Source organism: Streptomyces sp. NPDC017940 (assembly GCF_044328435.1).
Classification (GTDB): Bacteria; Actinomycetota; Actinomycetes; order Streptomycetales; family Streptomycetaceae; genus Streptomyces.
In genome coordinates, this window is record NZ_JBIRHJ010000003.1 from 177,855 (window position 1) to 203,164 (window position 25,310).

Sequence of the window (25,310 nt, forward strand, 5' to 3'; positions counted from 1 at the left end):
CGGAGGCCCCAACCGCCCCGCACGACAGAACCACCGCCTCGGCACCCACCCCCGCCTCGCCCGCGTCAGCGGAGACATCGGCCCCCACGCCCACCCCCACCCCGGCGCCCCCGCCAGAATCCCGCACTCTCCGGTTCACCCCGAGGCGCCCCTTCCCTCACGGACCTTCCATCACGGATAGATCACGGTTTACGCTCTACTGATCGTTCCCGCGCTGTCTATGACCGACGCCACGTGAGACGCGAGTCACAGGAACTCATATCAACCTCACGGCTCTCCCCAGCGTCACCGAAACGGCCCGTCCGCGCATCTTCCGGAGGCATGCGGACGGCCATGGCGCAGGGGCGCGGAAAAGCCCGGGACAGCCGACGCGCGATGGAGAGAATGGGCCGATGCACACCCCGTACCGACCTGATCCCCCCGTGGTTCTCGACCGGCGCGAAGGCCCGCACGGAGAAGTCGTCCTGCGGCGCCACGGAGACCTGCTCCAGATCATTGCCAATGGCACTTTCCTGATGGACACCTCGGACGGCCGCTCGGAGCGCCTCCTGGTCGACGCCGCCTACGAAGCACTCGACGGACGCCCCCGCCCGAGCGTTCTCGTCGGCGGTCTGGGCGTGGGCTTCTCCCTGGCCCACGCGGCCGCGGACCCGCGCTGGGGCCGCATCACCGTGGTCGAGCGCGAGCAGGCCATCATCGACTGGCACCTCGAAGGGCCGCTCTCCGCGCTCTCCCGAGAAGCGCTCTGCGACCCGCGCACGGACATCGTGCACGCGGACCTGGTCGCATATGTCAGCGGCTCATTCGCAGCCGCCAACGGCACATCGGACGCACCTCCGTCCCCGCCCGCGGCGACGTATGACGCCCTGTGCCTCGACATCGACAACGGACCGGACTGGACCGTCACACAGAGCAACGAAAATCTCTACTCGGCAGCCGGTCTGGCCGCCTGCCACGCCCGTCTGAACCCCGGCGGAGTGCTCGCCGTGTGGTCCGCCAAACCCTCATCCGCTTTCGACTCCGCTCTACGGAATGCCGGGTTCCAGCAGGTACGTACGGAAGAGATCACCGTTGCCCGGGGCGTACCGGACGTGGTGCATCTCGCGACAAGGGCTGCGTAGCCGAGGTGCCGTCACGCCCCGTACTCTGCTGACCGGACACCAAGCGATCACGTCAGGGGCGGGGCGATGGAGCAGACACACACCTCCCACAACAGCGCCACGGCAGCGATGCCTGGCGCCCAGCGCCGAGTACTGGTGGTCGAGGACGACCCGACGATCGTCGATGCCATCGCCGCCCGGCTGCGCGCCGAGGGTTTCGTCGTGCAAACAGCGGCGGACGGACCGGCGGCAGTGGACACAGCACAGGCCTGGCAGCCGGATCTGCTGATCCTCGACATCATGTTGCCGGGCTTCGACGGCCTGGAGGTCTGCCGTCGTGTGCAGGCCCAGCGTCCGGTGCCGGTGCTGATGCTCACCGCGCGGGACGACGAGACGGACATGCTGGTGGGGCTCGGCGTCGGCGCCGACGACTACATGACCAAGCCGTTCTCGATGCGCGAGCTCGCCGCGCGCGTGCATGTGCTGCTGCGCCGCGTCGAGCGCGCGGCGCTCGCCGCCACGACACCGCGCAGCGGCATCCTGCGCCTCGGTGAGCTGGAGATCGACCACGCGCAGCGGCGTGTGCGGGTGCGCAGCGAGGACGTGCACCTGACACCCACGGAGTTCGACCTCCTGGTGTGCCTCGCCAACACCCCGCGCGCGGTGCTCTCGCGCGAGCAGCTGCTCGCCGAGGTGTGGGACTGGGCCGACGCGTCCGGCACCCGCACGGTCGACAGCCACATCAAGGCACTGCGCCGCAAGATCGGGGCGGAACGCATCCGCACCGTCCACGGCGTCGGGTACGCCCTGGAGACCCCGACGCCATGACGGCGGACCCAGGTGCCGCGGCCGACCCCGGCGGGACGGCGCACGGCGCCCTGAGCGGCACGCCGGGCAGCGCCCACGGCACTCCCGGCGGCTCCGTGGAGGGCGGCCGGGGCGCGGCGCTGCGGTGGCGCTGCGACCGCGGTGGAGGCATGGGCCCGAACGGTCCCTTCGCGGGCCTGCGGCCTTTCTCCATCAAGACCAAGCTCGGCACCCTGGTCGTCGTCTCGGTGTTCATCACCACCGGGCTGCTGATGGTGGCCATGGAGACGGAGACCGAGCTGCGCTTCATCACCGTCTTCTCGGTGATCGCGACCCTGCTCATCACGCAGTTCGTGGCGCACAGTCTCACCGCGCCGCTCGACGAGATGAACTCGGTGGCCCGCGCGGTCTCGCTCGGCGACTACACCCGCCGGGTGCGCGGAGCCGACCGGCGCGACGAGCTCGGTGACGTGGCCACGACGATCAACCGCATGGCGGACGATCTGGAGGCCCAGGACCAGCAGCGCAAGGAACTGGTCGCCAATGTGTCGCACGAGCTGCGCACCCCCATCGCGGCGCTGCGCGCCGTCCTGGAGAACGTCGTGGACGGCGTGTCCGCCGCCGACCCGGAGACGATGCGGACGGCCCTGAAGCAGACCGAGCGGCTCGGCCGCCTGGTGGAGACCCTGCTCGACCTCTCCCGCCTCGACAACGGCGTCGTACCGCTGAAAGCGCGTCGCTTCGAAGTGTGGCCCTATCTGTCGGGTGTCCTGAAGGAGGCCAACATGGTGGCCTCCGCGCGCAAGGGGATGCCGTCCGGATCCGGGCGGCACACGCGTACGGACGTCCATCTGCACCTGGACGTCTCGCCGCCGGAGCTGACGGCGCACGCCGACGCCGAGCGCCTGCACCAGGTGGTGGCCAACCTCATCGACAACGCCGTCAAGCACAGCCCGCCGCACGGCCGCGTGACGGTGCGCGCACGGCGCGGCCCCTACCCGGAGTCCTTGGACATGGAGGTCCTCGACGAGGGCCCCGGCATCCCGAAGTCGGAGTGGCACCGGGTCTTCGAGCGCTTCAACCGCGGCGCGCACGCCGGTGTCCCGCCCGGTGGCGACGGCGGGACCGGGCTCGGCCTCGCCATCGCGCGCTGGGCGGTGGATCTGCACGGCGGACGCATCGGCGTGGCCGAATCGGCCCGGGGCTGCCGCATCCGGGTCACCCTTCCGGGCCTTCCAGAAGATTGAAGTTGACGTAAGGTTCGAGATGGAAGTGCTCCTGAGGCGCGCGCACGGCGCGCAGCAGGGGCCGCAGCCGCGTGTCGACGTACCCAGGGCGAGCACAGCCGCCCCCACCAGGGCTCCACGCGGTTCAGCGTCATTGGCAAACCGGGCTTGTTTCCCGCCATTTCCCACGCCGAAACCAGCTTTCCGGTGTGACTTACGCGACGGATGCCGGGCCCGGTCTGCACTGGACGACGATGGAGGCGTAGCCTTTATTTCCGCTGTCCATCACCTTGTGAAGCGGAAGAGGGCGGTTGCCGCCGTGTCGTCACAGTCCCCCAGTAACTCGAGCACCACGACCGACCAAGGAACGCAGGGCAAGAACCCTGCTGCCGCGTTCGGTCCCAATGAGTGGCTCGTCGACGAGATCTATCAGCAGTACCTCCAGGACCCGAATTCGGTCGACCGAGCCTGGTGGGACTTTTTCGCCGACTACAAGCCAGGCGTAGGCGCCACCGTCGTCGCCGCCCCGGCCAAGCCGGCGGGTGACGCGGCCGCGGGGGCCGCGTCCACCTCGTCCCCCGCCCCGGCCGCCGCGCAGCCCGCGGCACCGGCCGCTCCCGCGGCGCAGCCCGCTGCTGCCGCGCAGGCCCCGGCCCCGGCCCCCGCCGCCAAGCCCGCCACCGCGAAGCCCGCAGCCGCCAAGGCCGCGCCCGCGAAGGCGGAGCCCGCCAAGCCCGCGAAGGACGCCAAGGCTCCCGCGGACGGCAAGGAGGCGACGGGACCCGAGTACGTCACGCTGCGCGGCCCGTCCGCGGCCGTGGCGAAGAACATGAACGCCTCCCTGGAACTGCCCACGGCCACGTCCGTGCGCGCCGTCCCGGTGAAGCTGCTGTTCGACAACCGCATCGTCATCAACAACCACCTGAAGCGCGCCCGCGGCGGGAAGATCTCCTTCACGCACCTGATCGGGTACGCGATGGTGCAGGCCATCAAGGCCATGCCGTCGATGAACTACTCCTTCGTGGAGAAGGACGGCAAGCCCACTCTCGTCAAGCCGGAGCACATCAACTTCGGCCTGGCCATCGACCTGGTGAAGCCCAACGGCGACCGCCAGCTCGTGGTGGCGGGCATCAAGAAGGCCGAGACCCTGAACTTCTTCGAGTTCTGGCAGGCCTACGAGGACATCGTCCGTCGTGCCCGTGACAACAAGCTCACCATGGACGACTTCTCCGGCGTCACGGTCTCCCTGACCAACCCGGGCGGCCTCGGCACGGTCCACTCCGTGCCGCGCCTGATGCCCGGCCAGTCGGTCATCATGGGCGTCGGCTCGATGGACTACCCGGCGGAGTTCCAGGGCACCTCCCAGGACACCCTGAACAAGCTGGGCATCTCCAAGGTCATGACGCTGACCTCGACGTACGACCACCGTGTCATCCAGGGCGCGGCGTCCGGCGAGTTCCTGCGCATCGTCGCGAACCTCCTCCTGGGCGAGAGCGACTTCTACGACGAGATCTTCGAGTCGCTGCGCATCCCCTACGAGCCGGTCCGCTGGCTCAAGGACATCGACGCCTCGCACGACGACGACGTCACCAAGGCCGCCCGCGTCTTCGAGCTGATCCACTCCTACCGCGTCCGCGGCCACGTGATGGCCGACACGGACCCGCTGGAGTACAAGCAGCGCAAGCACCCGGACCTGGACATCACCGAGCACGGCCTGACGCTCTGGGACCTGGAGCGCGAGTTCGCCGTCGGCGGCTTCGCCGGCAAGTCGATGATGAAGCTCCGCGACGTCCTCGGGGTGCTGCGCGACTCGTACTGCCGCACCACCGGCGTCGAGTTCATGCACATCCAGGACCCGAAGCAGCGCAAGTGGCTCCAGGACCGCATCGAGCGCCAGCACGCCTCCAAGCCGGAGCGCGAGGAGCAGCTGCGCATCCTGCGCCGGCTGAACGCCGCCGAGGCCTTCGAGACCTTCCTGCAAACGAAGTACGTCGGCCAGAAGCGCTTCTCCCTGGAGGGCGGCGAGTCCGTCATCCCGCTCCTGGACGCCGTCATCGACAGCGCCGCCGAGTCCCGTCTCGACGAGGTCGTCATCGGCATGGCCCACCGCGGCCGGCTGAACGTCCTCGCGAACATCGTGGGCAAGTCCTACGCCCAGATCTTCCGCGAGTTCGAGGGCAACCTCGACCCGAAGTCGATGCACGGCTCCGGAGACGTCAAGTACCACCTGGGCGCCGAGGGCACCTTCACCGGTCTCGACGGCGAGCAGATCAAGGTCTCCCTGGCCGCCAACCCCTCCCACCTGGAGGCGGTCGACCCGGTCCTGGAAGGCATCGTCCGCGCCAAGCAGGACATCATCAACAAGGGCGGCACGGACTTCACCGTCCTGCCGGTCGCCCTCCACGGAGACGCGGCCTTCGCGGGCCAGGGCGTCGTCGCGGAGACCCTGAACATGTCGCAGCTGCGGGGCTACCGCACCGGCGGCACGGTTCACGTCGTCATCAACAACCAGGTCGGCTTCACGGCCGCTCCGGAGTCCTCGCGTTCGTCGATGTACTCCACGGACGTGGCCCGGATGATCGAAGCGCCGATCTTCCACGTGAACGGCGACGACCCGGAGGCCGTCGTCCGTGTCGCGCGGCTCGCCTTCGAGTTCCGCCAGGCGTTCAACAAGGACGTCGTCATCGACCTGATCTGCTACCGCCGCCGCGGACACAACGAGTCCGACAACCCGGCGTTCACGCAGCCGCTGATGTACGACCTGATCGACAAGAAGCGCTCGGTCCGCAAGCTGTACACCGAGTCCCTGATCGGCCGCGGCGACATCACCCTGGAAGAGGCCGAGCAGGCTCTCCAGGACTACCAGGGCCAGCTGGAGAAGGTCTTCACGGAGGTCCGTGAGGCCACCTCGCAGCCCGCCCCGGCGGAGGTCCCCGAGCCGCAGGCCGAGTTCCCGGTGACCGTCTCCACGGCGATCAGCCAGGAAGTCGTCAAGCGGATCGCCGAGTCCCAGGTCAACATCCCCGACCACGTCACCGTGCACCCGCGTCTACAGCCCCAGCTCCAGCGCCGCGCGGCCATGGTCGAGGACGGCACGATCGACTGGGGCATGGGCGAGACCCTCGCCATCGGCTCCCTCCTCCTGGAGGGCACCCCGGTGCGCCTGGCGGGCCAGGACTCCCGCCGCGGCACGTTCGGCCAGCGCCACGCGGTCCTCATCGACCGCGACACGGGCGACGACTTCACGCCGCTCCTGTACCTCTCCGAGGACCAGGCCCGCTTCAACGCCTACGACTCGCTGCTCTCCGAGTACGCGGCCATGGGCTTCGAGTACGGCTACTCGCTGGCGCGTCCCGAGTCCCTCGTGATGTGGGAGGCGCAGTTCGGCGACTTCGTCAACGGCGCGCAGACGGTCGTGGACGAGTTCATCTCGTCGGCCGAGCAGAAGTGGGGCCAGACCTCCGGCGTCACCCTGCTCCTGCCGCACGGTTACGAGGGCCAGGGCCCCGACCACTCGTCGGCACGCCCGGAGCGGTTCCTCCAGCTCTGCGCCCAGAACAACATGACGGTCGCGATGCCGACCCTGCCGTCGAACTACTTCCACCTCCTGCGGTGGCAGGTGCACAACCCGCACCACAAGCCGCTGGTGGTCTTCACGCCGAAGTGGATGCTGCGCCTGAAGGCCGCGGCCTCCAAGACGGAGGAGTTCACCACGGGTGGCTTCCGCCCGGTCATCGGCGACGCTTCGGTGGAGGCCGACGCGGTCCGCAAGGTCGTCTTCTGCGCGGGCAAGCTCTACTACGAGCTGGAGGCCGAGCGGCAGAAGCGCGGCGTCAAGGACACGGCGATCATCCGCATCGAGCGTCTCTACCCGCTGCCGGGTGCCGAGCTCCAGGCGGAGATCGCCAAGTTCCCGAACGCCGAGAAGTACCTGTGGGCGCAGGAGGAGCCGGCGAACCAGGGCGCGTGGCCCTTCATCGCCCTCAACCTCATCGACCACCTGGACCTGGCGGTCGGCGCCGACATCCCGCACGACGAGCGGCTGCGGCGCATCTCGCGGCCGCACGGCTCGTCCCCGGCGGTCGGCTCCAAGAAGCGCCACGAGCAGGAGCAGGAGCAGCTCCTGAACGAGGTCTTCGAGGCCTAGTCCGCGGCGGTCCACGCCGTTCGGTACGCCGGGAGGGCCCGGCCCCCAGTCCTGTACGCGACTGGGGGCCGGGCCCTCCGGCGTGCCGCCGTACGATGAAACGGAACACATCCCGGCCGCAGGGCCGGGTCCCGCCCGCACCAGGAGCAAGAGTTGTACTTCACCGACCGTGGCATCGAGGAGCTGGAGAAGCGGCGCGGCGAGGAGGAAGTCACCTTCGAGTGGCTCGCCGAACAGCTCCGCACCTTCGTGGACCTCAACCCGGACTTCGAGGTCCCGGTGGAGCGGCTCGCCACGTGGCTGGCGCGTCTGGACGACGAGGACGAGGACGAGTAACAGCTCTCTACGTAGAGGCCGCTTCGGAACCCGGAGCTCGGGCATGGGCCGCTTCAGGTCCCTGGCTGAACTCCGGATCTCCGTGGCTCCGTACCTCCGTGCCGCTGTGCCGCCGTGCCGCCGAGAAATCAGTTGCCGAAGGGCCCTGGAGGCCCTCTACGCTGACCGGCATGTGCGCATTCGCAGCCATGGCTCTGACGAGGACCCGCCGCGCCTAGCGGCGGGCTGCCTCACTTCACTCAGGACGTGCCCGCCGCTCCCACGCGTCAGCGCCGAGCGGCCCTTCGTGCTGCCCGGCTCACCTCGAAGCCGCGGAGATCTTGTGCGCACGCACCACCATGGCCGCCATGAGTTCGGCCAGAACTTCCTCACCGACGACGCCGTCATCAGTGCCTTCGTAGACCTCGTGTCCCGCACCCGCGGGCCCATCGTCGAGATCGGCACCGGAGACGGTGCTCTGACCCTTCCCTTGCAGCGCCTGGGCCGACGCCTGACAGGCATCGAGATCGACAGCCGCAGGGCGGAGCGGTTGCGGCGGCGGGTCGGCCCCTCGACGACGATCGTCACCGTCGACTTCCTCCGTCACCGGCTCTCCGCCGGGCCGCACGTCCTGGTCGGCAACCTCCCCTTCCACGAGACGACCCCCATGCTGCGCCTCATCCTGCGCTCGCCGGGCTGGACCGACGCCGTGCTGCTCGTGCAGTGGGAGGTCGCACGCCGCCGCGCCGGGGTCGGCGGGGCGACGCTGATGACCGCCCAGTGGTGGCCCTGGTACGAGTTCGGCCTCTCGGGCCGCGTACCGGCGGCGGCGTTCCGGCCGCGGCCCAACGTCGACGGCGGCCTGATGACGATCACCCGTCGGGAGCGCCCGCTGGTGGCGGGCGCACGGCAGCGGGAGTACCAGGACTTCGTCCAGCGCGTGTTCACCGGGCGGGGCCGCGGGCTTCCCCAGATCCTCACCGCCGCGGCCCCCGACCTGCCGAGGCGCCGGGTCCAGGAGTGGGTGCGGCGGGGCGCCGGACCAGCCCGCCTGCCCAAGGACCTGGACGCGCGGGACTGGGCGGAGCTGTTCGGGATGCGGGGTGCTGAGGGCCGGAGGATGTAGGCGCGGCGGGGGCGGTCCCTCCGGGGGCAGCGCGCAGTCGGGCGGCGGGGGGACCTGTCCTCCTACGTCGTGCCCCGCGCCCGTCCACGCTCCTGGGCCAGACCGAGCCCCCCGTACAGCACCAGCAGCGCCCCGGCCGCCGCCCAGCCGTGGTTGCGGCGGCTGAGGGACCGGAGCAGGAGCGGGACCCCGGCCGCCAGCTGGGCGCCGGCCAGGGCGCGGCCGAGCGGACCGTGCCCGGTCGCGTCGAGCTCCGCACGCACCGCTCCGTGCCAGCCGGCCCATGCGACGTGCCGGACGTCGTCCCGCGTCCGGGCGGCTGTGCGCAGCCTGTCCGCCGGTTCGCCGGGGCCGAGGCCGGTCGGCAGGGCGACACCCACTCGGGTGAGGACCGCCACGAGGCCTCGCATGCGGGCGCGCGCGTCGGCCGCCGGGTCGGGCCGGGTCAGCGTGTCCAGGGCCTGCATGTCGAGCACCGGGTCCAGGCCGAGGCGGGCGGCGAGCGTCCGCATGGCCTCGTCCTCACCGACCGCCGTGCCGTTGGCGAGCCACACGTATCCGACCGTGCGGCGGAACCCGGCCGCGAGCGTGCAGCCGGCTCGGTCGGCGTCCCACCACAGCGCCAGCACCGGCCACGTCGAGCCGACGGCGAGCGCCGTGGCCCATCCGGTGAGGACCCGGTCCACCGGCTCACCCCCGTCCGGCCACGGCGTTCCCTCGGGCACGAGCACGCTCCACTCGTCGCCTGCGGGCAGCAGGAGCATCCGCTCCCGCAGCAACTGCGCGACCGTCTCGACGGAGTCCGCCCCGGCCCGGCAGAGCAACAGGGCACCGGCGGAGGCAGAGGTGCCGGAGAGATCGGAGCGACCGAAGGGGCTAGATGGTTCGGACGGCTCGGATAGTCCGGGTGGCCCGGGCGGTCCGGGTAGTCCGGGTGGTCCGGATGGTCCGGACGATTCGGGTAGTTCGGGTGGTCCGGATGGCATGGTTCCACGCTAGGACAATTCACACATAGCAGCCCACGCACCTCCATGCAGGAGCACCCGGTGAAGATCAGGACGAACACGGAGTGACGCGGAGGGAGAAGTGGAGAAGTCACAGGTCTTGACTTACCGGATCCGCGATATATCGTGTATGGCAGATACGCGATATTGCGTGTCGTGCCGCAACGACCCGCTCGAGGAGGTCCGTCACCATGCCGGAGTGGTCTGTCGCCGAACCCGGAATGCTGACATTCGACGAGCCCGTGAGGACACTGCGCGTCCGCGTGGTGAACGGCACGGTGAATGTCGTCGGCACGGATGCGACCTCGTCGAGATTGGAGGTCACCGAGATGTCGGGCCCTCCCCTCAGCGTGACGCATCGCGGTGGCACGTTGTCCGTCGCCTATGAGGACCTGCCGTGGAAAGGCTTGCTGGAGTGGCTCGACCCCAGAGGCTGCGGCCGGGGCAGGCGCCGTCACGTGGTGGTCTCGCTCACCGTGCCCGCCTGGACCCGGGTCGAGGTGGGCGCCATCGGGGCGGGCGCGGTGATCTCCGGCATCGAGGGCGGGGCGGCGGTTCGAGGCGTCTCGGGTGACGCGACCCTCGTCGGCCTCTCCGGCTCCGTCCGCGCCGAGACGGTCTCGGGTGATGTCGAGGCCCAGGGGGTCACCGGGGACCTGCGGTTCGACTCGGTCTCGGGCGACCTGACCGCCGTCGAGTGCTCGGGATCCTCCGTCCGGGCCGAATCGGTGAGCGGCTCGATGATCGTGGACCTGGACCCGGCCATGGGCATCGTCGACGTGGGGCTCATGAGCGTGTCCGGCGAGATCGCCGTCCGCCTCCCCCACCCGTCCCACACGGAGGTGTCGGCGAACACCACGAGCGGTTCTGTCTCCAACGACTTCGAGGACCTGCGGGTCAGCGGCCAGTGGGGGGCGAAGAAGATCACCGGCAGGCTCGGCTCGGGAGGCGGGCGACTGCGGGCGACGACGATCTCCGGCTCGATCGCACTCCTGCGCAGACCGTCGACGGAGGATGATCTGTACGGGGCGCAGAACCGGCCAGGGGACGCGCCCCCCGGAGGCTTCCCGCCCCGGCCCGAGCGCCCTGCGGCCGCCGCCCCGACCGGCGTCCAGGACGCGGACGACCCGACTGCCGCCCCGAAGGTGGAAGCCGCCGACGGCCCGACCGACAAGAAGGTGCTCTGAGATGTCTCCCGTGTTCGCCCACGGCCGCCTGCGCCTGTATCTGCTCAAGCTCCTGGACGAGGCCCCGCGCCACGGCTACGAGGTGATCCGCCTCCTGGAGGAGCGCTTCCAGGGCCTGTACGCCCCTTCGGCGGGAACGGTCTACCCCCGTCTGGCCAAGCTGGAGGCGGAGGGCCTGGTCACGCACACCACGGAGGGCGGCAGAAAGGTGTACGCCATCACCGACGCGGGCCGCGCCGAGCTGGCCGACCGCAGCGGTGAGCTGGCCGACCTGGAGCTGGAGATCCGCGAGTCGGTCGCGGGGCTCGCCGCCGAGATCCGCGAAGGGGTGCAGGGAGCGGCGGACGAGCTGCGGCGAGAGATGCGGGCGGCCGCACAGGAGGCTCGGGCCGACGGCGGCTCCAGCGCGGGTCTCGGCCCAGGCTTCCCGAACGCCTCCGACTTCCTCGACGGCTCCTGGGCGGACGGCGACGGCTGGCGTCAGGCGAAGGAGGAATTCCGGCGCGCCCGCAAGGAGTGGAAGGAGCAGGCGCGGCGGGCCAAGGACGAGAGCCGTCGGGCCCGCGAAGAGGCACAGCGGGCGCGCAGACAGGCCAAGGACGCGCAGGAGCAGATGCGGGCACAGGCGCAGGAAGAGCTGCAACGCATGGCCAAGCTCGTGCAGGAGCAGGTGCAGGTCCACTTCTCGCGGGGCGACTGGCCGACGGGCGTCCACGAAGGCCTGGCCGAGCTGGCGAAGGAGTTCGGCGACCTCGGGAAGCAGTTCGGGAAGGAGTTCGGCAAGGACTTCGCCAAGGACTTCGGCTTCGGGACGTCGGACAGTACGAAGCCTTCCGGGCAGGAACCCTCAGGGGAGGAGCCGTCCGGGGATGAGCCGTCCGGGGGGAGGAGCTCCGAACAGAAGACCGACGGGGAAACGGTCGCCGGGGAGAAGGCCGATGGAGGGAAGGCCGGGGCTAAGGCTGACGGGGAAACGGTCGCCGGGGAGAAGGCCGGCGGGAAGCCCGCTGGGCAGACGGCCTCAGGGAAGACAGCGGGGGCCGGAGCAGCCGGGAGCGACGCACGCAGGGGCGAGCCGTTCGAGCCGGGACCCGTCTTCGCGGCCGAGCGTGACGAGGTGCCCGTCGAGTACGTCCCGGACTGGGCGAAGCAGGACTCGACCGGCGACCCCGGCCGCGACCTGGACCGCCTCTTGGACCGCTTCCGTGACGACATCCGCGACGCCGCCCGTGACCACGGGGTGTCGGAGGAGCAGCTCCGCGAGGCCCGCCGCCACCTCTCGGAAGCGGCGGCCCACATCGCGGTGACGCTGCGCGCACCCAAGTCCCCCGGGGCCTCCACGCCCTGAGCCGGACTGCCCCCGACCACGCCTTGACCCGCACCCGGCAGGTCTACGCGCGTGAGGGCAGACCTCACGCCGACGATTGCGGAGACGGATAGAGCACGCGCTCGACCGACCCCAGGGTCACGCCGTGGTCCGCGAGGACCTCGCACACCACGCCGGGCCGGGTGGTGAGGGCGAGGAGGATGTGTTCGTCGCCGATGCTGCGCTCGCGTCGGGCGGTGGCGATGCGCAGGGCACGTTCCAAGGTGCTCTTGGAGTCCGGGGTGAAGGCGCGGTGCCCGATCCACGCGGCGAGACCCTTGCGCTGTCTGGTGCCCGCACCCGCGAGTGCGCCCGCGCCATGGGTCTGCTCGACGCGGGAGACGATCTCCTCGACGTCGATGCCGAGACCGGCGAGGGCCTCGGTCTCGGCCTGGCTGAGGCCACCGCGGCGGCGCGTCTCCGTCAGTGCCCGGGCGATGTCGTCGCGGCGCCGGTCGGCCCCGAGGACGGCCAGCGCGAAGGAGGCGCGGGTACCCTCGCGGTCGAGGAGTGCCAGCAGCAGGTGACCGTCGTCGACGGAGTCGGCGCCCGCCCGTTCGGACTGCTCGACCGCGCCTGCCACCACATCTCGCGCACCCCTGGTGAACCGTTCGAACATCACTGCCTCCCGTACTTCTTGTGCACGGCCTGCCTGCTCACACCGAGTTCGACGGCGATCTCCTGCCACGACCAGCCCTGCCGACGCGCGCTGCGTACCTGCACGGCCTCCAGCTGCTCCGCCAGGCGCCGCAGCGCGGTGACGGCACGCAGGCCGACTCGTGGATCGCTGTCGCCCGCACGCTCGGCGAGATCCGTAGCCTTGGTCATGCCCGTCAACGTACGTTGACGAGCCCGCGCTGTCAACTAGAGTTGACGGCGCGGGCTCGACGGAGCGGCGGGGTTCAGAGGGTCAGTACGATCTTGCCGAACTGGCCGCCCGCCTCCAGGCGCTCGAAGCCCTCGCGGGCACGGTCGAGGGGCAGCTCTTCGTCGATGACGGGCCGCACCCCGGCGGTGGCGCAGAACGACAGCAGGTCCTCCAGTTCGTCCTTGGAGCCCATGGTGGAGCCGACGATCTTCAGCTCCAGGAAGTAGACGCGGGTCAGCTCGGCGTGGGAGGGGCGGTCGCCGCTGGTCGCGCCGGAGATGACGAGGGTGCCGCCGGGGCGCAGGGACTTGATCGAGTGGGACCAGGTGGCGGCGCCGACGGTTTCGATGACCGCGTCGACCCGCTGCGGCAGCCGGGCGCCGGACGGCACGGCCTCCAGGGCGCCCAGTTCGAGGGCACGCCTGCGCTTGGTCTCGTCGCGGCTGGTGGCGAAGACCTTCAGCCCTGCCGCCTTGCCGAGCACGATCGCGGCGGTGGCGACACCGCCGCCCGCCCCCTGGACGAGGACGGAGTCGCCGGGGCGTACGCCGGCGTTGGTGAACAGCATGCGGTAGGCGGTGAGCCAGGCCGTGGGGAGGCAGGCGGCCTCGGCGAAGGAGAGTTCCTTGGGCTTGGGGAGGACGTTCCAGGTGGGTACGGCGACCTGCTCGGCGAAGGTGCCCTGGTACTTCTCCGTGAGGATGGAGCGGCGCTCGTTCGGGCCGACGCCGTGGCCGCTCTGGCCGACGACGGAGTGCAGGACGACGTCGTTGCCGTCCTCGTCGGTGCCGGCCGCGTCGCAGCCGAGGATCATCGGGAGCTTGTCCTCGTCCAGGCCGACTCCGCGCAGGGACCACAGGTCGTGGTGGTTGAGGGAGGCGGCCTTGACGTTCACGGTCGACCAGCCGGGGCGTGGCTCGGGGGCCGGGCGGTCCCCCAGTTCCAGGCCGGTGAGGGGCTGGTCGCGGTCGATTCGGGCGGCGTAGGCAGCGAACATGGCGCCGACGATATGCCTGGCCCCTGGGCCTTCGGAACGCCACACCGGTGTGACCCGCACCGCGCCGACGCCCGCCCCCCTGTCCCGCCCCGGGCCACCGTGGGCACCGCCCCGCCCACGCACCGCAGCTGTGCCCACCCGTCCCGCCCAGCGGGACGATTGCCCACAGCAGCAACCCATCCCCCGCACCCGCCACCGGCGAGAACCCCCACAGACGAAGCCGACCCCACGCCCGACCAGAAACGGCCGGGCAGAAACAGAAAGCCTCCACGCACCCGCACCCGCACCCGCCACCGGCGACAAAGCCCCACAAGCGACGCCCACCCCACGGCCAACCAGAAACGGGCGGGCGGGCGGGAAACAAACCCACCCACACACCCGCACCCGCCAACGCCGGCAAACTCCCACAAGCGACGCCCACCCCCACAGCCGACCAGAAACGGGCGGGCGGGCGGGAAAGAACGGGCCCCGCCCCACGAAGGCGGGCGGGGCCGGAGCGTCAGGCGCGGGCCACACCCTCCGCCCGAGCGGCCGCCGCAACAGCCGCGGTGACCGCCGGCGCCACCCGCTCGTCGAACGGCGACGGAATGACGTACTCCGCGGACAGCTCGTCGCCGACGACCGCGGCGAGCGCGTCCGCCGCGGCGATCTTCATGCCCTCGGTGATCCGGGAAGCCCGCACCTGGAGCGCCCCCGCGAAGATCCCGGGGAAGGCGAGCACGTTGTTGATCTGGTTCGGGTAGTCCGAGCGCCCGGTCGCCACCACGGCGGCGTACTTGTGGGCGATGTCGGGGTGCACCTCGGGGTTCGGGTTGGCCATGGCGAACACGAACGAGTCCGGGGCCATCGAGGCGACCGCGGGCTCGGGCACCGTACCGCCTGAGACACCGATGAAGACGTCCGCGCCTGCCAGGGCCGATTCGAGCGAGCCGCTGAGCCCGGCCTCGTTGGTGAGCTCGGCCAGCTCCCGCTTGACCGGCGTCAGGTCGTCACGGTCCCGCGACACCACGCCCTTGCGGTCCGCGACGGCGACATCGCCGAGCCCCGCTTCGAGCAGGAACTTCGCGATGGCGACACCGGCCGCGCCCGCGCCGGAGATCACGGCCCGCAGGTCGCCGAGGGTGCGCCCGGTCAGCCGCGCCGCGTTGCGCAGTGCGGCGAGGGTCACCACGGCCGTGCCGTGCTGGTCGTCGTGGAAGACCGGGATGTCGAGGCGCTCCTGGAGGCGCCGCTCGACCTCGAAGCAGCGCGGCGCGGAGATGTCCTCCAGGTTGACTCCGCCGAAGGACGGTGCGAGGCGCACCACCGTGTCGACGATCTCGTCGACGTCCGTCGTGGCGAGCGCGATGGGCACCGCGTCGACGCCGCCGAACTGCTTGAACAGGATGGCCTTGCCCTCCATCACGGGGAGCGAGGCCTCCGGGCCGATGTCGCCGAGGCCGAGGACGGCGGTGCCGTCGGTGACGACGGCGACGACGTTGGACTTCCACGTGTAGTCGTGGACGAGCTCGGGCTTCTCGGCGATGGCGCTGCACACCTTCGCGACGCCGGGCGTGTACGCCAGGGACAGGTCGTCCTTGTCGCGCACGGGAACGGTCGCCTGGACGGCCATCTTGCCGCCGCGGTGCAGTGCGAAGGCCGGATCGAAGGGCTCCTCCGCGCCTTCGTGACCGGTTGTGGTGCCGCTGGGAAGACGGCTGTCGCTGCTGTCGCTGCGAGGATTGACGATCTCCGCTGCCACTGTGTCTGACCCCTTAAGTCTTCATGGTTGAGGGTGGTCCACTTCCTGGTGCAGAAGTGGGGCGGGCACCGCGTCCGTGCTGAAGCCGCGGGCCTGCCGGCCGTTGGCTCTCCGCCTGTCGGCGGAGCGGTACGGGAAGTACGTACGAACGCGCGGGCACGCCGCACACGTGCCCTGGGCCCCGGATGAGGGGTGTAACCGTCTTTTCTACCGGATGCTTCCGACCGCCGACGAGCCCTATCTGTGTCAGACCGATGTGAACAGCAAGTATCTAGTAGACCTCCAGGGTGAAATGTCCCTATTATTGGGAAAAAGCCACCCCGGCGATCCGCGTCGGTCCGCATGGCGGGATTGGGTGGTTATCAATCGGTTGTCGATTGTTCGTCCCGGCGACTCAATGACCGCGACGCACCGGCCTGTTGTGGTTTGCCGATCGCTCGTTATCCGATTTTGACATCTTCAGCCCCCAGTATCGGGCAGTCCGAATGGCAAGATGCCTCATCACACGAGGTCGCGACACCCGAAGGTGTGTGCACGACCGCATGGCTACTCCCCCATCCGCCGGAGGACCCCTATGACCGCAGGCCCCATATGTCGCAAGCCCGCCGCGAAGTCCGCGAAGTCCCGGATCGTCGCTGTCGGCGCGATCGCGGTCGCCGGTTCGCTGCTGCTCACCGGCTGCGGTGACCAGACGAACGACAAGAAGGACGGTGGCGACAAGGTCGTCAGCGCTCCGCTCTCCGACGAGCTGCCCTCGAGCATCCGCAACCAGGGCGTCATCAAGGTCGGCTCCGACATCGCCTACCCGCCGGTCGAGTTCAAGGACAAGGACGGCAAGACGGTCGGTATCGACCCGGACATCGCCGACGCGCTCGGCAAGCAGCTCGGCGTCCGGTTCGAGTTCGCCAACGGCACCTTCGACACCCTCCTCGGCGGCCTGCGCTCCAAGCGCTACGACATCGCCATGTCGGCCATGACGGACACCAAGAACCGTCAGGAGGGCATCGACGAGGAGACCGGCAAGAAGGTCGGCTCCGGTGTCGACTTCGTCGACTACTTCACCGCGGGCGTCTCGATCTACACCAAGAAGGGCGCCGACCAGGGCATCAAGACCTGGGCCGACCTCTGCGGCAAGAAGATCGTGGTCCAGCGCGGCACCGTCTCGCACGACATGGCCAAGGCCGAGTCGAAGAAGTGCAAGGGCGGCAAGAAGATCGCGATCGAGTCCTACGACAACGACCAGCAGGCCCAGACCCGGCTGCGTTCCGGTGGTGCCGACGCCGGCTCGTCGGACTTCCCGGTCGCCGCGTACGCGGTGAAGACCTCCGGCGGCGGCAAGGACTTCCAGCTCGTGGGCGACCAGGTCGAGGCCGCCCCGTACGGCATCGCGGTCTCCAAGAACAACTCCGAGCTGCGCGACGCGATCAAGATGGCGCTCGACGCGATCATCGCGAACGGCCAGTACGAGAAGATCATCAAGAAGTGGGGCGTCGACGCAGGCGCAGTCGAGGAAGCCAAGATCAACGGCGGCAAGTGACCGCGTCTCGTCATCTCGTCGCTGAAAGGCCACACCCGTGACAACGGACATCAGCAAGTCGGGCGGCTCCGCCCCCAAGGACGAACCACCGCGCTCCGCCCCCGAGGCGATCAAGGCGATCCCGGTGCGCCACTACGGCCGCTACGTCGCCGCCGTCCTCGCCATCGCCGTACTCGTCGCGATCGTCCTCGCGTTCGCGGGCGGTGACATCAACTGGGGCGCCATCCCGGACAACTTCTTCGACGAGCGCATCCTCAAGGGCGTCCGCGAGACCCTGATCCTCACGGTCCTCTCGATGCTCATCGGCGTCGTCGGCGGCGTCGTCCTGTCGGTGATGCGGCTGTCGAAGAACCCGGTGACCTCGTCGATCGCGTGGTTCTACATCTGGTTCTTCCGCGGTACGCCGGTCCTGGTCCAGCTCTTCGTCTGGTTCAACCTCGGCTTCGTCTTCGAGTACATCAACCTCGGTCCGATCTACAAGGACGAGTGGTCGGACTTCATGACGCCGTTCCTGACGGCGCTCCTCGGCCTCGGCCTCAACGAGGCCGCGTACATGGCGGAGATCTGCCGCGCGGGCCTGCTCTCGGTCGACGAGGGCCAGACGGAGGCGTCCCAGGCGCTCGGCATGAGCCACGGCAAGACCCTGCGCCGCATCGTCATCCCGCAGGCGATGCGCGTGGTCGTGCCGCCGACGGGCAACGAAGTCATCAACATGCTCAAGACGACGTCGCTGGTCGCGGCGGTGCAGTACTACGAGCTCCTGAAGTACGCCCAGGACATCGGCACCTCGTCCGGCGCCACCGTGGAGGTGCTGCTGCTCGCCGCCACCTGGTACCTGATCATGACGTCGATCCTCAGCGTCGGCCAGTACTACCTGGAGCGCCACTACGCGCGCGGCTCCTCGCGTGCGCTGCCCGACACCCCCTGGCAGAAGATCAAGGCCAACATGCTGTCCCTGAGCAACCGCGCGGGAGGTGTCCGCTGATGACCGCCATGGTCAAGGCCGAGAACGTGCACAAGTCGTTCGGCCACATCGAGGTCCTCAAGGGCATCGACCTCCAGGTCGAGTCCGGTGAGGTCTTCTGCCTCATCGGCCCCTCGGGGTCCGGCAAGTCGACGTTCCTGCGCTGCATCAACCACCTGGAGAAGGTCAACGCCGGTCGCCTCTACGTCGACGGGGAGCTGGTCGGCTACCGCCAGAAGGGCGACAAGCTGTACGAGCTGAAGGACAGCGAGGTCGCCCAGAAGCGCCGGGACATCGGCATGGTCTTCCAGCGCTTCAACCTCTTCCCGCACATGACGGCGCTGGAGAACGTCATGGAGGCGCCGGTCCAGGTCAAGGGCCAGCCCAAGGCGGAGGCGCGGGAACGTGCCGGTCAGCTCCTGGAGCGGGTCGGGCTCGCCGACAGGGCGAAGAACTACCCCTCGCAGCTGTCCGGCGGCCAGCAGCAGCGGGTCGCGATCGCCCGTGCGCTGGCGATGGACCCGAAGCTGATGCTCTTCGACGAGCCCACGTCGGCGCTCGACCCGGAGCTGGTCGGTGACGTCCTCGACGTCATGCGTGACCTCGCCGAGTCCGGTATGACGATGATCGTCGTCACGCACGAGATGGGCTTCGCGCGGGAGGTCGGCGACAGCCTCGTGTTCATGGACGGCGGTGTGGTGGTCGAGTCCGGGCGCCCGCGCGACGTCCTGACGAACCCGTCGCACGAGCGGACGAAGTCGTTCCTGTCGAAGGTTCTGTAAACCGTCGTCTACGTAGAGGGGCGGTACGGGTCACTGATCCGTACCGCCCCTCTACGTAGCGCGCGAAGTCCCTACTTGAGGCCTAGGACCAGGGCGTCCGACGGGGACGACCAGACCGTGCGGGCCTCGGTGAAGCCCGCTTCACGAAGGGTGCGGATGTGCCACTCGGCGGGCGGGGTGTCGCCGTCGGCGTGCTCTCCGTAGATCGCGAAACGCTTGGCGGTGGGCTCGGCGAGCACGGGGTCCTCGGCGGCGAGACCCCACCAGTCGGCCCAGTCGAGGGCGCCGGAGTTCTTGGCGGCCTCCTGGCGCGCGTGCCGCTGCTCGCGGTCGGCGGCGTTGATGCGCGGGGTGCTCGGGTCCGGCATGTGGTCGGCGTTCATGAAGACACCGCCGTCGGACACGACCTTGGCGAGCTGCCCGTACAGCGCGGCGAGGGGCTCGCTGAACAGCCAGTGCAGCGCGGTCGCGGTGAGCACGGCGTCATAGGAGTCGTGGGGCAGCTGCGAGGTCCAGTCGGGGTCCTTCAGGTCCGCGGTCACGAACGTGACGCGGTCGTCCCCGGCGAAGGTGCCCTCCGCTATGGCCAGCAGGGCGGGGTCGAGGTCGACACCCGTACTGACCGCCTTCGGGAACCTTTCGAGGAGGCGGGCCGTAATACTTCCTGTACCGCACGCGAGGTCCAGCACGCGCGGCTCGGGGCCCACGAGGGCCTCGACCATGTCGAGCATGACGCGGAACCGCTCCTCGCGGTCCGGCATGTACCACTCCTGCTGCCGGTCCCAACTCTCCTGCCAGGCACGCCAGTCGGTTCCGAACCCCGTACCGCCAGCCGTTTCCGTCACCGGAAGACCTCCATCCCGTACTACGCTCGACTGAACGTGTCGCGTAACACCCACGAAGCCAGTGTGACCGTTACCACGCACAGAGATGAAGATATCCCGCGCCCGTAAGGACTACAAGTGGAACTGGCCTATTACTCGGACTACGCCGTACGCCTGGTCAACACCGAGGAGCCGGCTCGCAACAAGGACTCCCTGACCTCCGTCGACGCGGTCCGCGAGCTGTTCGGTGCGAACCAGCAGGCCGCACGGCGCGCCACGGACTCCGACGTGACGCGCTTCCGCTCCGTACGGGGACGGCTGCGCGGCGTCTTCGAGGCGGCGGACGGCGGGGACGAGACACTGGCCGTCGACCTGCTGAACTCCCTGCTCCTGGAGTTCCCCGTGAGCCCGCAGATCTCCGGCCACGACTACCGCGACGACGACGGCCGCCCGCTGTGGCACATGCACCTGGCCGACCACCCCTCGAACGCCACCGCGGGGTTCGCCGCGATCGCCGCGATGGGCCTCGCCTTCCACCTGACGGAGTACGGCGTGGACCGGCTCGGTCTGTGCGAGGCCGCGCCGTGCCGCAACGCCTTTCTGGACACCTCCACCAACCGGTCCCGGCGCTACTGCTCGGACCGCTGCGCGACCCGCGCGAACGTCGCCGCCTACCGGGCCCGCAAGCGCCTGGAGAGCGAGCGGTCCGCGAGCACGGGGCGCACCGCCGAGAAGGCCCAGCAGGCGAGCGCGGCCGGCGACAGCTGACGCCGCCCCTGCGCCGCCCGCTCCTGGCGGAACCGCAGCAGCGGCCGGAACCGCGCGCGCACCCGGGCGAGGACCAGTTCCTCCGGCACGATCCCGTACACCGTGCTGTCACCGCCCGCGTTGTACGGGTTGTCGCCCAGCACCCACCAGCCGCCCTCGCGCCGCTCTACGGCGCGCTTGACGACCAGCAGGTCCTGTTGCAGCGGGTGGCGCAGGATCACCACGTCGCCGGGGCGGACCCGGGCGCCGTGCCGCACCAGTATCCAGTCCCCCGGATTCAGCGTCGGCACCATGGACGGGCCGTCGACCTCGATCAACTGGAACGGCACGCGTGTCTCCCGCCCGTCTGCCGTCGTCTCCGGCATCAGACACCTCCCGGACCCATCCTCCACCGGCCTCCCGGTCCATCCTCCACCGTCTTCAGTCTGACCCTGGACTTTTGTCCTAAGCCCATGGGGGCGCTCGCGAAAACAGGTCCCTCACGGAGTAATGTCCCCCCTGAGAAGACGATCACGAGGAAGGACAGCTCAATGCTCTCCCGCCTGTTTGCCCCCAAGGTGAAGGCCAGCGCGCACTGCGACCTGCCCTGCGGCGTGTACGACCCGGCCCAGGCCCGCATCGAGGCGGAGTCGGTGAAGGCCGTCCAGGAAAAGATGGCCGGCAACGACGACCCGCACTACCAGGCCCGCGCCACTGTCATCAAGGAACAGCGCGCCGAGCTCGCCAAGCACCACGTATCGGTGCTCTGGAGCGACTACTTCAAGCCCCCGCACTTCGAGAAGTACCCGGAGCTGCACGCCCTGGTCAACGAAACCCTCAAGGCCCTTTCGGCCGCGAAGGCTTCGACGGACCCGAAGACCGGTGAGAAGGCGCTCGAACTGATCGCCGAGATCGACCGCATCTTCTGGGAGACCAAGAAGGCCTGATCCCTGGCCGGGCCGTCCGATCCGCACTGTCGCGGGACGCACGGCCTACCTGTCCGCACCCGGTCCGCGGGCCGCCGAGAACGGCGTCCATGACGGTCCGGGTGCGGTCTTTTTTGCCCCGCAGCCAGCAAAGTTCCTGTCGACGAGCGTGTCATGGCCCTTCGGGGCCGACGTGATCAACCAACTGAGGTCGGCACTGGAGAGCGCCTGCTCCTCACAAATTCGGTTGCCGTCGACGACGGCTCCCTGCTGCACTGATCACGTCAGCACCCGTGCCGCCCGAGTCGAACCAGGAGCCCCCAGATGCGCCAGACGTCCATGTCCCACCAGGAAGGAAGCACCCCCCGACCCGAGGACATGACGCCTAGTGGCATCTCACCCGCAGCAAGACCCGCAGGACTCCCTCACCGCACCTGAGCCGCCCTCGCCCGCCGAGCACACGCACACCGGCCCCCGCATCCTCAACCTGGGCATCCTCGCCCATGTGGACGCCGGCAAGACCAGTCTGACCGAGCGGCTGCTGCACACCGCCGGTGTCATCGACGAGGTCGGCAGCGTCGACGACGGCAGCACCCGGACCGACACCCTCGCTCTCGAACGGCAGCGCGGCATCACCATCAAGTCGGCCGTCGTCTCGTTCGCGATCGACGACGTCACCGTCAACCTCATCGACACCCCGGGCCACCCGGACTTCATCGCCGAGGTGGAGCGGGTCCTGAGCGTGCTCGACGGCGCCGTGCTCGTCGTGTCCGCCGTCGAGGGCGTACAGGCGCAGACCCGCGTCCTGATGCGCACGCTGCGCAGGCTCGCCATCCCCACGCTCGTGTTCGTCAACAAGGTGGACCGCGGCGGAGCGGACCCCGAGCGCGTGCTCGCCGACCTGGCGCGGAAGTTGACGCCCGCCGTCGTCCCCCTGGGCACGGTGGACGCCCCCGGCACCCGCACGGCGCGCTACGTCCCCCACGCCGCCGACGACCTGGGTTCCACCGCCCGCCTGACCGAACTCCTCGCCGAACACGACGACGCGCTCCTCTCCGCGTACGTCGAGGACGCCGCCCTCCACCACGACGAGCTGCACAGGGCCCTCGCGGCCCAGACCCGGCGGGCCCTGGTCCACCCGGTCCTCTTCGGCTCGGCCACGACCGGTACCGGGCTCGACGCGCTGACCGGCGCGATCAAGGAGCTGCTGCCCGCGGCCGCCTACCCCGCGGACGGGCCCGTCGCGGGCACCGTCTTCAAGGTCGAACGCGGCCCCGCGGGCGAGAAGGTGGCGTACGCGCGGATGTTCTCCGGGACGGTGCGCGTACGGGACCGGGTCCGGGTCGGCGGGGCCGCGGGCGAGTCCGGCAGCGGGTTCAAGAACGCCAAGGACAAAGTCACCGGCATCGGGGTCTTCGAGCAGGGTGCGGTGGCTCCGCGCGAGTCCGTGTCGGCCGGGCGGATCGCGCTCCTGTGGGGGCTGCGCGGCGTACGGATCGGAGATGTACTCGGTCACGAGCGGGACGTACCGGAGCGGCACCGGGCACGGCACCACTTCGCGCCGCCCACGCTGGAGACCGTCGTGGAACCGCGCCGTCCCTCCGACCGTTCCGCCCTGCACTCCGCGCTCACCCAGCTCGCGGAGCAGGACCCGCTGATCGGCCTGCGGCAGGACCCACTGCGGCAGGAGCTCTCCGTGTCCCTGTACGGCGAGGTCCAGAAGGAGGTCATCGAGGCCACGCTCGCCGACGAGTTCGGCATCGGCGCCGACTTCCGCGAGACCACGACGATCTGCGTCGAACGGGTCGTCGGCACCGGTGCGGCCGTGGAGATCATCGACACCGACCCGAACCCGTTCCTCGCCACGGTGGGACTGCGGGTGGAGCCCGCGCCGGTCGGGTCGGGCGTGCGGTTCCGGCTCGGCGTGGAACTCGGTGCGATGCCGTACGCGTTCTTCAAGGCCGTCGAGGAGACGGTCAGGGAGACGTTGCGGCAGGGGCCGCACGGGTGGGAGGTGCCCGACTGCCTCGTCACCATGACGCACTGCGGGTACTGGCCGCGCCAGAGCCACTCCCACGCCGTCTTCGACAAGAGCATGTCGAGCACGGCAGGCGACTTCCGTCAGCTCACGCCGCTCGTCCTGATGGACGCGCTGCGGCGCGCGGGCACGCGGGTGCACGAGCCGATGCACCGGTTCCGGCTCACCGTGCCCGCCGATGTATTCGGGACGCTGCTCCCGGCCCTCGGGCGGCTGCGCGCGGTGCCGCACACACCGACGGCACACGGGTCCACGTACGTCGTCGAAGGGGTGGTGCCCGCCGCGCGGGTGCACGGCCTGGAGCAGGCACTTCCCGGGCTCACCCGTGGCGAGGGCGAGTTGGAGGCCGCCTTCGACCACTACGCGCCGGTCCACGGCACCCCGCCGGGCCGCCCGCGCACGGACCACAATCCGCTCGACTGGAAGGAGTACGTGCAGCGGGTGACGCGGCGCACGCGGGTGGGGTGAGTCAGCCCGAGGCCGGGCCCGCGCTGCTTCCGGGCCCGGTCCCGGCTCGCGGCTGGAACCCGGCTTCCGGCTCGGTCCCGGGCCCCGGCTCAGTCCCGGCTTCCGACTCGAACCCGGCTCCCGGTCCACTCCCGGCTCCCGGCCCGTTCCCTGCTTCGGCGCTCGTGAGTTCCCTGATCACCCGTGCGTCCAGGAGGGTGCCCAGCCGCTCCTGGTCGGCCAGGATGTTGATCTCGACGATCCGGCCGTCCCTGACGGTGAACTCCCCGACGGAGAACGGCTTCCCGTCGCGCACCGCGATCTGGCCGACCCGGCCGTTGACCAGGGCCAGATAGGTGGTGCCTGCCAGCGCGGAGAACGAACGCGCCCCGGCGACCACCTCGCGCGCACCCCGCACCAACCGGGAGAGCCCGGAGACGTCGCCGCCGTCGGCGCGCAGCACCACGTCCGGGTCGAGCAGTTCGAGCAGCGCGTCGAAGTCGCCGCCGCGGGCCGCCGCGAGGAACGCCTCGACGACCTGGCGGTGGCGGGTGCGGTCCGGTTCCGGCTCGGGGGCGGCGTCGCGGACCCGGCGGCGGGCACGGCTGGCCAGCTGCCGGGTCGCGGCCGGGGCCCGCTCGACGATGGGCGCGATGTCCTCGAACGGCACCGCGAACATGTCGTGCAGCACGAACGCCAGACGCTCCGCGGGGCTCAGCGTGTCCAGGACGACGAGGAGCGCGAGCCCCACCGAGTCCGAGAGCAGCGCCTCGTGTTCGGGGTCGACGGGTGCACGACCACCCGGCAGCGGGCTGATCTGCGGATCGGGCACATGCGTGGCGGGCACCTCGATGTCCAGGGGCTGCTCCCCGCGCTGCTTGCGCGTCCGCAGCAGATCCAGGCAGACGCGGCCGACGACCGTGGTGAGCCAGCCGCCGAGGTTCTCCACCCGCTCGGCGTCGGCACGGCTGAGCTTCAGCCAGGTCTCCTGCACCGCGTCCTCGGCCTCGCTGAGGGAGCCGAGCACACGGTAGGCAACGGCCTTCAGGCGAGGTCTTTGCTCCTCGAACCGCGCCGCCAGGAGCTCTCTTCCGTCCATCCGTCACATTCCTCCGTCGCGATCCGTCATATCAGTGACGCACCCGCAACCTATCCGTGTAC

The 25,310-nt window shown here is 70.1% G+C and carries 21 protein-coding genes and 1 pseudogene; 14 read left to right on the forward strand and 8 right to left on the reverse strand.

Annotated elements, in window-relative coordinates:
- The first annotated feature begins 392 nt into the window (after positions 1 to 392).
- The 6 genes from ACH4DX_RS10935 (at position 393) to erm (ending at position 8,721) form a co-directional block, all read left to right on the forward strand.
- Positions 393 to 1,121, forward strand: coding sequence for a spermidine synthase (locus ACH4DX_RS10935; RefSeq protein WP_398154875.1), 729 nt, complete (start codon positions 393 to 395; stop codon positions 1,119 to 1,121).
- Positions 1,122 to 1,187: 66 nt separating this feature from the next.
- A complete protein-coding gene (locus ACH4DX_RS10940; protein WP_016641312.1) occupies positions 1,188 to 1,928 on the forward strand; it encodes a response regulator transcription factor in 741 nt (246 codons plus the stop codon).
- A 149-nt stretch (positions 1,929 to 2,077) separates the two neighbouring features.
- A complete protein-coding gene (locus tag ACH4DX_RS10945) occupies positions 2,078 to 3,154 on the forward strand; it encodes an ATP-binding protein (protein WP_398155247.1) in 1,077 nt (358 codons plus the stop codon).
- A gap of 298 nt (positions 3,155 to 3,452) precedes the next feature.
- Positions 3,453 to 7,280, forward strand: coding sequence for a multifunctional oxoglutarate decarboxylase/oxoglutarate dehydrogenase thiamine pyrophosphate-binding subunit/dihydrolipoyllysine-residue succinyltransferase subunit (locus tag ACH4DX_RS10950; RefSeq protein ID WP_398154876.1), 3,828 nt, complete (start codon positions 3,453 to 3,455; stop codon positions 7,278 to 7,280).
- 153 nt (positions 7,281 to 7,433) lie between these two features.
- On the forward strand, positions 7,434 to 7,616 hold the full coding sequence (locus tag ACH4DX_RS10955; protein ID WP_003961784.1) for a DUF6104 family protein: 183 nt from the start codon (positions 7,434 to 7,436) through the stop codon (positions 7,614 to 7,616).
- Between the two features lie 322 nt (positions 7,617 to 7,938).
- Positions 7,939 to 8,721 (forward strand): 23S ribosomal RNA methyltransferase Erm, encoded by a 783-nt coding sequence (erm, locus tag ACH4DX_RS10960; protein ID WP_398154877.1) that lies wholly within the window; start codon positions 7,939 to 7,941, stop codon positions 8,719 to 8,721.
- A gap of 62 nt (positions 8,722 to 8,783) precedes the next feature.
- On the opposite strand, the gene ACH4DX_RS10965 is transcribed toward erm, so the two are convergent.
- Entirely contained in the window at positions 8,784 to 9,545 is a 762-nt protein-coding gene (locus ACH4DX_RS10965) for a hypothetical protein (protein ID WP_398154878.1), read from the reverse strand.
- Positions 9,546 to 9,916: 371 nt separating this feature from the next.
- Between ACH4DX_RS10965 and ACH4DX_RS10970 the strand changes: the two genes are divergently transcribed.
- On the forward strand, positions 9,917 to 10,912 hold the full coding sequence (locus ACH4DX_RS10970) for a hypothetical protein (protein WP_398154879.1): 996 nt from the start codon (positions 9,917 to 9,919) through the stop codon (positions 10,910 to 10,912).
- Position 10,913: 1 nt separating this feature from the next.
- Positions 10,914 to 12,260, forward strand: a complete 1,347-nt coding sequence (locus ACH4DX_RS10975; protein WP_398154880.1) for a helix-turn-helix transcriptional regulator — start codon at positions 10,914 to 10,916, stop codon at positions 12,258 to 12,260.
- A 64-nt stretch (positions 12,261 to 12,324) separates the two neighbouring features.
- On the opposite strand, the gene ACH4DX_RS10980 is transcribed toward ACH4DX_RS10975, so the two are convergent.
- From ACH4DX_RS10980 to ACH4DX_RS10995, 4 genes are all read right to left on the reverse strand, one after another.
- Entirely contained in the window at positions 12,325 to 12,897 is a 573-nt protein-coding gene (locus tag ACH4DX_RS10980) for a Clp protease N-terminal domain-containing protein (RefSeq protein WP_398154881.1), read from the reverse strand.
- On the reverse strand, positions 12,897 to 13,106 hold the full coding sequence (locus ACH4DX_RS10985; RefSeq protein WP_398120516.1) for a helix-turn-helix domain-containing protein: 210 nt from the start codon (positions 13,104 to 13,106) through the stop codon (positions 12,897 to 12,899). The genes ACH4DX_RS10980 and ACH4DX_RS10985 overlap by 1 nt, the downstream gene beginning before the upstream one ends.
- A gap of 74 nt (positions 13,107 to 13,180) precedes the next feature.
- The gene (locus ACH4DX_RS10990) at positions 13,181 to 14,143 is read right to left on the reverse strand and encodes a zinc-binding dehydrogenase (protein WP_398154882.1); all 963 of its coding nucleotides are present in this window, start codon (positions 14,141 to 14,143) and stop codon (positions 13,181 to 13,183) included.
- Positions 14,144 to 14,642: 499 nt separating this feature from the next.
- Positions 14,643 to 15,884, reverse strand: coding sequence for an NADP-dependent malic enzyme (locus ACH4DX_RS10995; protein WP_398154883.1), 1,242 nt, complete (start codon positions 15,882 to 15,884; stop codon positions 14,643 to 14,645).
- Between the two features lie 574 nt (positions 15,885 to 16,458).
- Between ACH4DX_RS10995 and ACH4DX_RS11000 the strand changes: the two genes are divergently transcribed.
- From ACH4DX_RS11000 to ACH4DX_RS11010, 3 genes are read left to right on the forward strand one after another with little or no spacing between them, the layout of a single operon-like run.
- Positions 16,459 to 17,421, forward strand: a complete 963-nt coding sequence (locus tag ACH4DX_RS11000) for an ABC transporter substrate-binding protein (protein ID WP_398154884.1) — start codon at positions 16,459 to 16,461, stop codon at positions 17,419 to 17,421.
- 37 nt (positions 17,422 to 17,458) lie between these two features.
- The gene (locus tag ACH4DX_RS11005) at positions 17,459 to 18,406 is read left to right on the forward strand and encodes an amino acid ABC transporter permease (protein ID WP_398120508.1); all 948 of its coding nucleotides are present in this window, start codon (positions 17,459 to 17,461) and stop codon (positions 18,404 to 18,406) included.
- Positions 18,406 to 19,167 (forward strand): amino acid ABC transporter ATP-binding protein, encoded by a 762-nt coding sequence (locus ACH4DX_RS11010; protein ID WP_398120506.1) that lies wholly within the window; start codon positions 18,406 to 18,408, stop codon positions 19,165 to 19,167. The genes ACH4DX_RS11005 and ACH4DX_RS11010 overlap by 1 nt, the downstream gene beginning before the upstream one ends.
- Positions 19,168 to 19,238: 71 nt before the next feature.
- Here ACH4DX_RS11010 and ACH4DX_RS11015 read toward each other — a convergent pair whose 3' ends face one another.
- Positions 19,239 to 20,012: a class I SAM-dependent methyltransferase gene (locus ACH4DX_RS11015; RefSeq protein ID WP_398154885.1), complete on the reverse strand. Its 774-nt coding sequence runs from the start codon at positions 20,010 to 20,012 to the stop codon at positions 19,239 to 19,241.
- 117 nt (positions 20,013 to 20,129) lie between these two features.
- Between ACH4DX_RS11015 and ACH4DX_RS11020 the strand changes: the two genes are divergently transcribed.
- A complete protein-coding gene (locus ACH4DX_RS11020) occupies positions 20,130 to 20,759 on the forward strand; it encodes a CGNR zinc finger domain-containing protein (protein WP_398120502.1) in 630 nt (209 codons plus the stop codon).
- On the opposite strand, the gene sodX is transcribed toward ACH4DX_RS11020, so the two are convergent.
- Entirely contained in the window at positions 20,663 to 21,124 is a 462-nt protein-coding gene (gene sodX, locus ACH4DX_RS11025; RefSeq protein ID WP_398154886.1) for a nickel-type superoxide dismutase maturation protease, read from the reverse strand. The genes ACH4DX_RS11020 and sodX overlap by 97 nt on opposite strands.
- A gap of 165 nt (positions 21,125 to 21,289) precedes the next feature.
- On the opposite strand from sodX, the gene sodN reads away from it, so the two are divergent.
- Together sodN and ACH4DX_RS11035 are read left to right on the forward strand one after the other, a co-directional pair.
- Positions 21,290 to 21,685, forward strand: coding sequence for a superoxide dismutase, Ni (gene sodN, locus ACH4DX_RS11030; protein ID WP_398120498.1), 396 nt, complete (start codon positions 21,290 to 21,292; stop codon positions 21,683 to 21,685).
- 457 nt (positions 21,686 to 22,142) lie between these two features.
- Entirely contained in the window at positions 22,143 to 24,170 is a 2,028-nt protein-coding gene (locus ACH4DX_RS11035; RefSeq protein ID WP_398155248.1) for a GTP-binding protein, read from the forward strand.
- A 193-nt stretch (positions 24,171 to 24,363) separates the two neighbouring features.
- Here ACH4DX_RS11035 and ACH4DX_RS11040 read toward each other — a convergent pair.
- Positions 24,364 to 25,248, reverse strand: a pseudogene (locus ACH4DX_RS11040) (sigma-70 family RNA polymerase sigma factor); the annotation flags it as partial.
- Positions 25,249 to 25,310 lie beyond the last annotated feature (62 nt).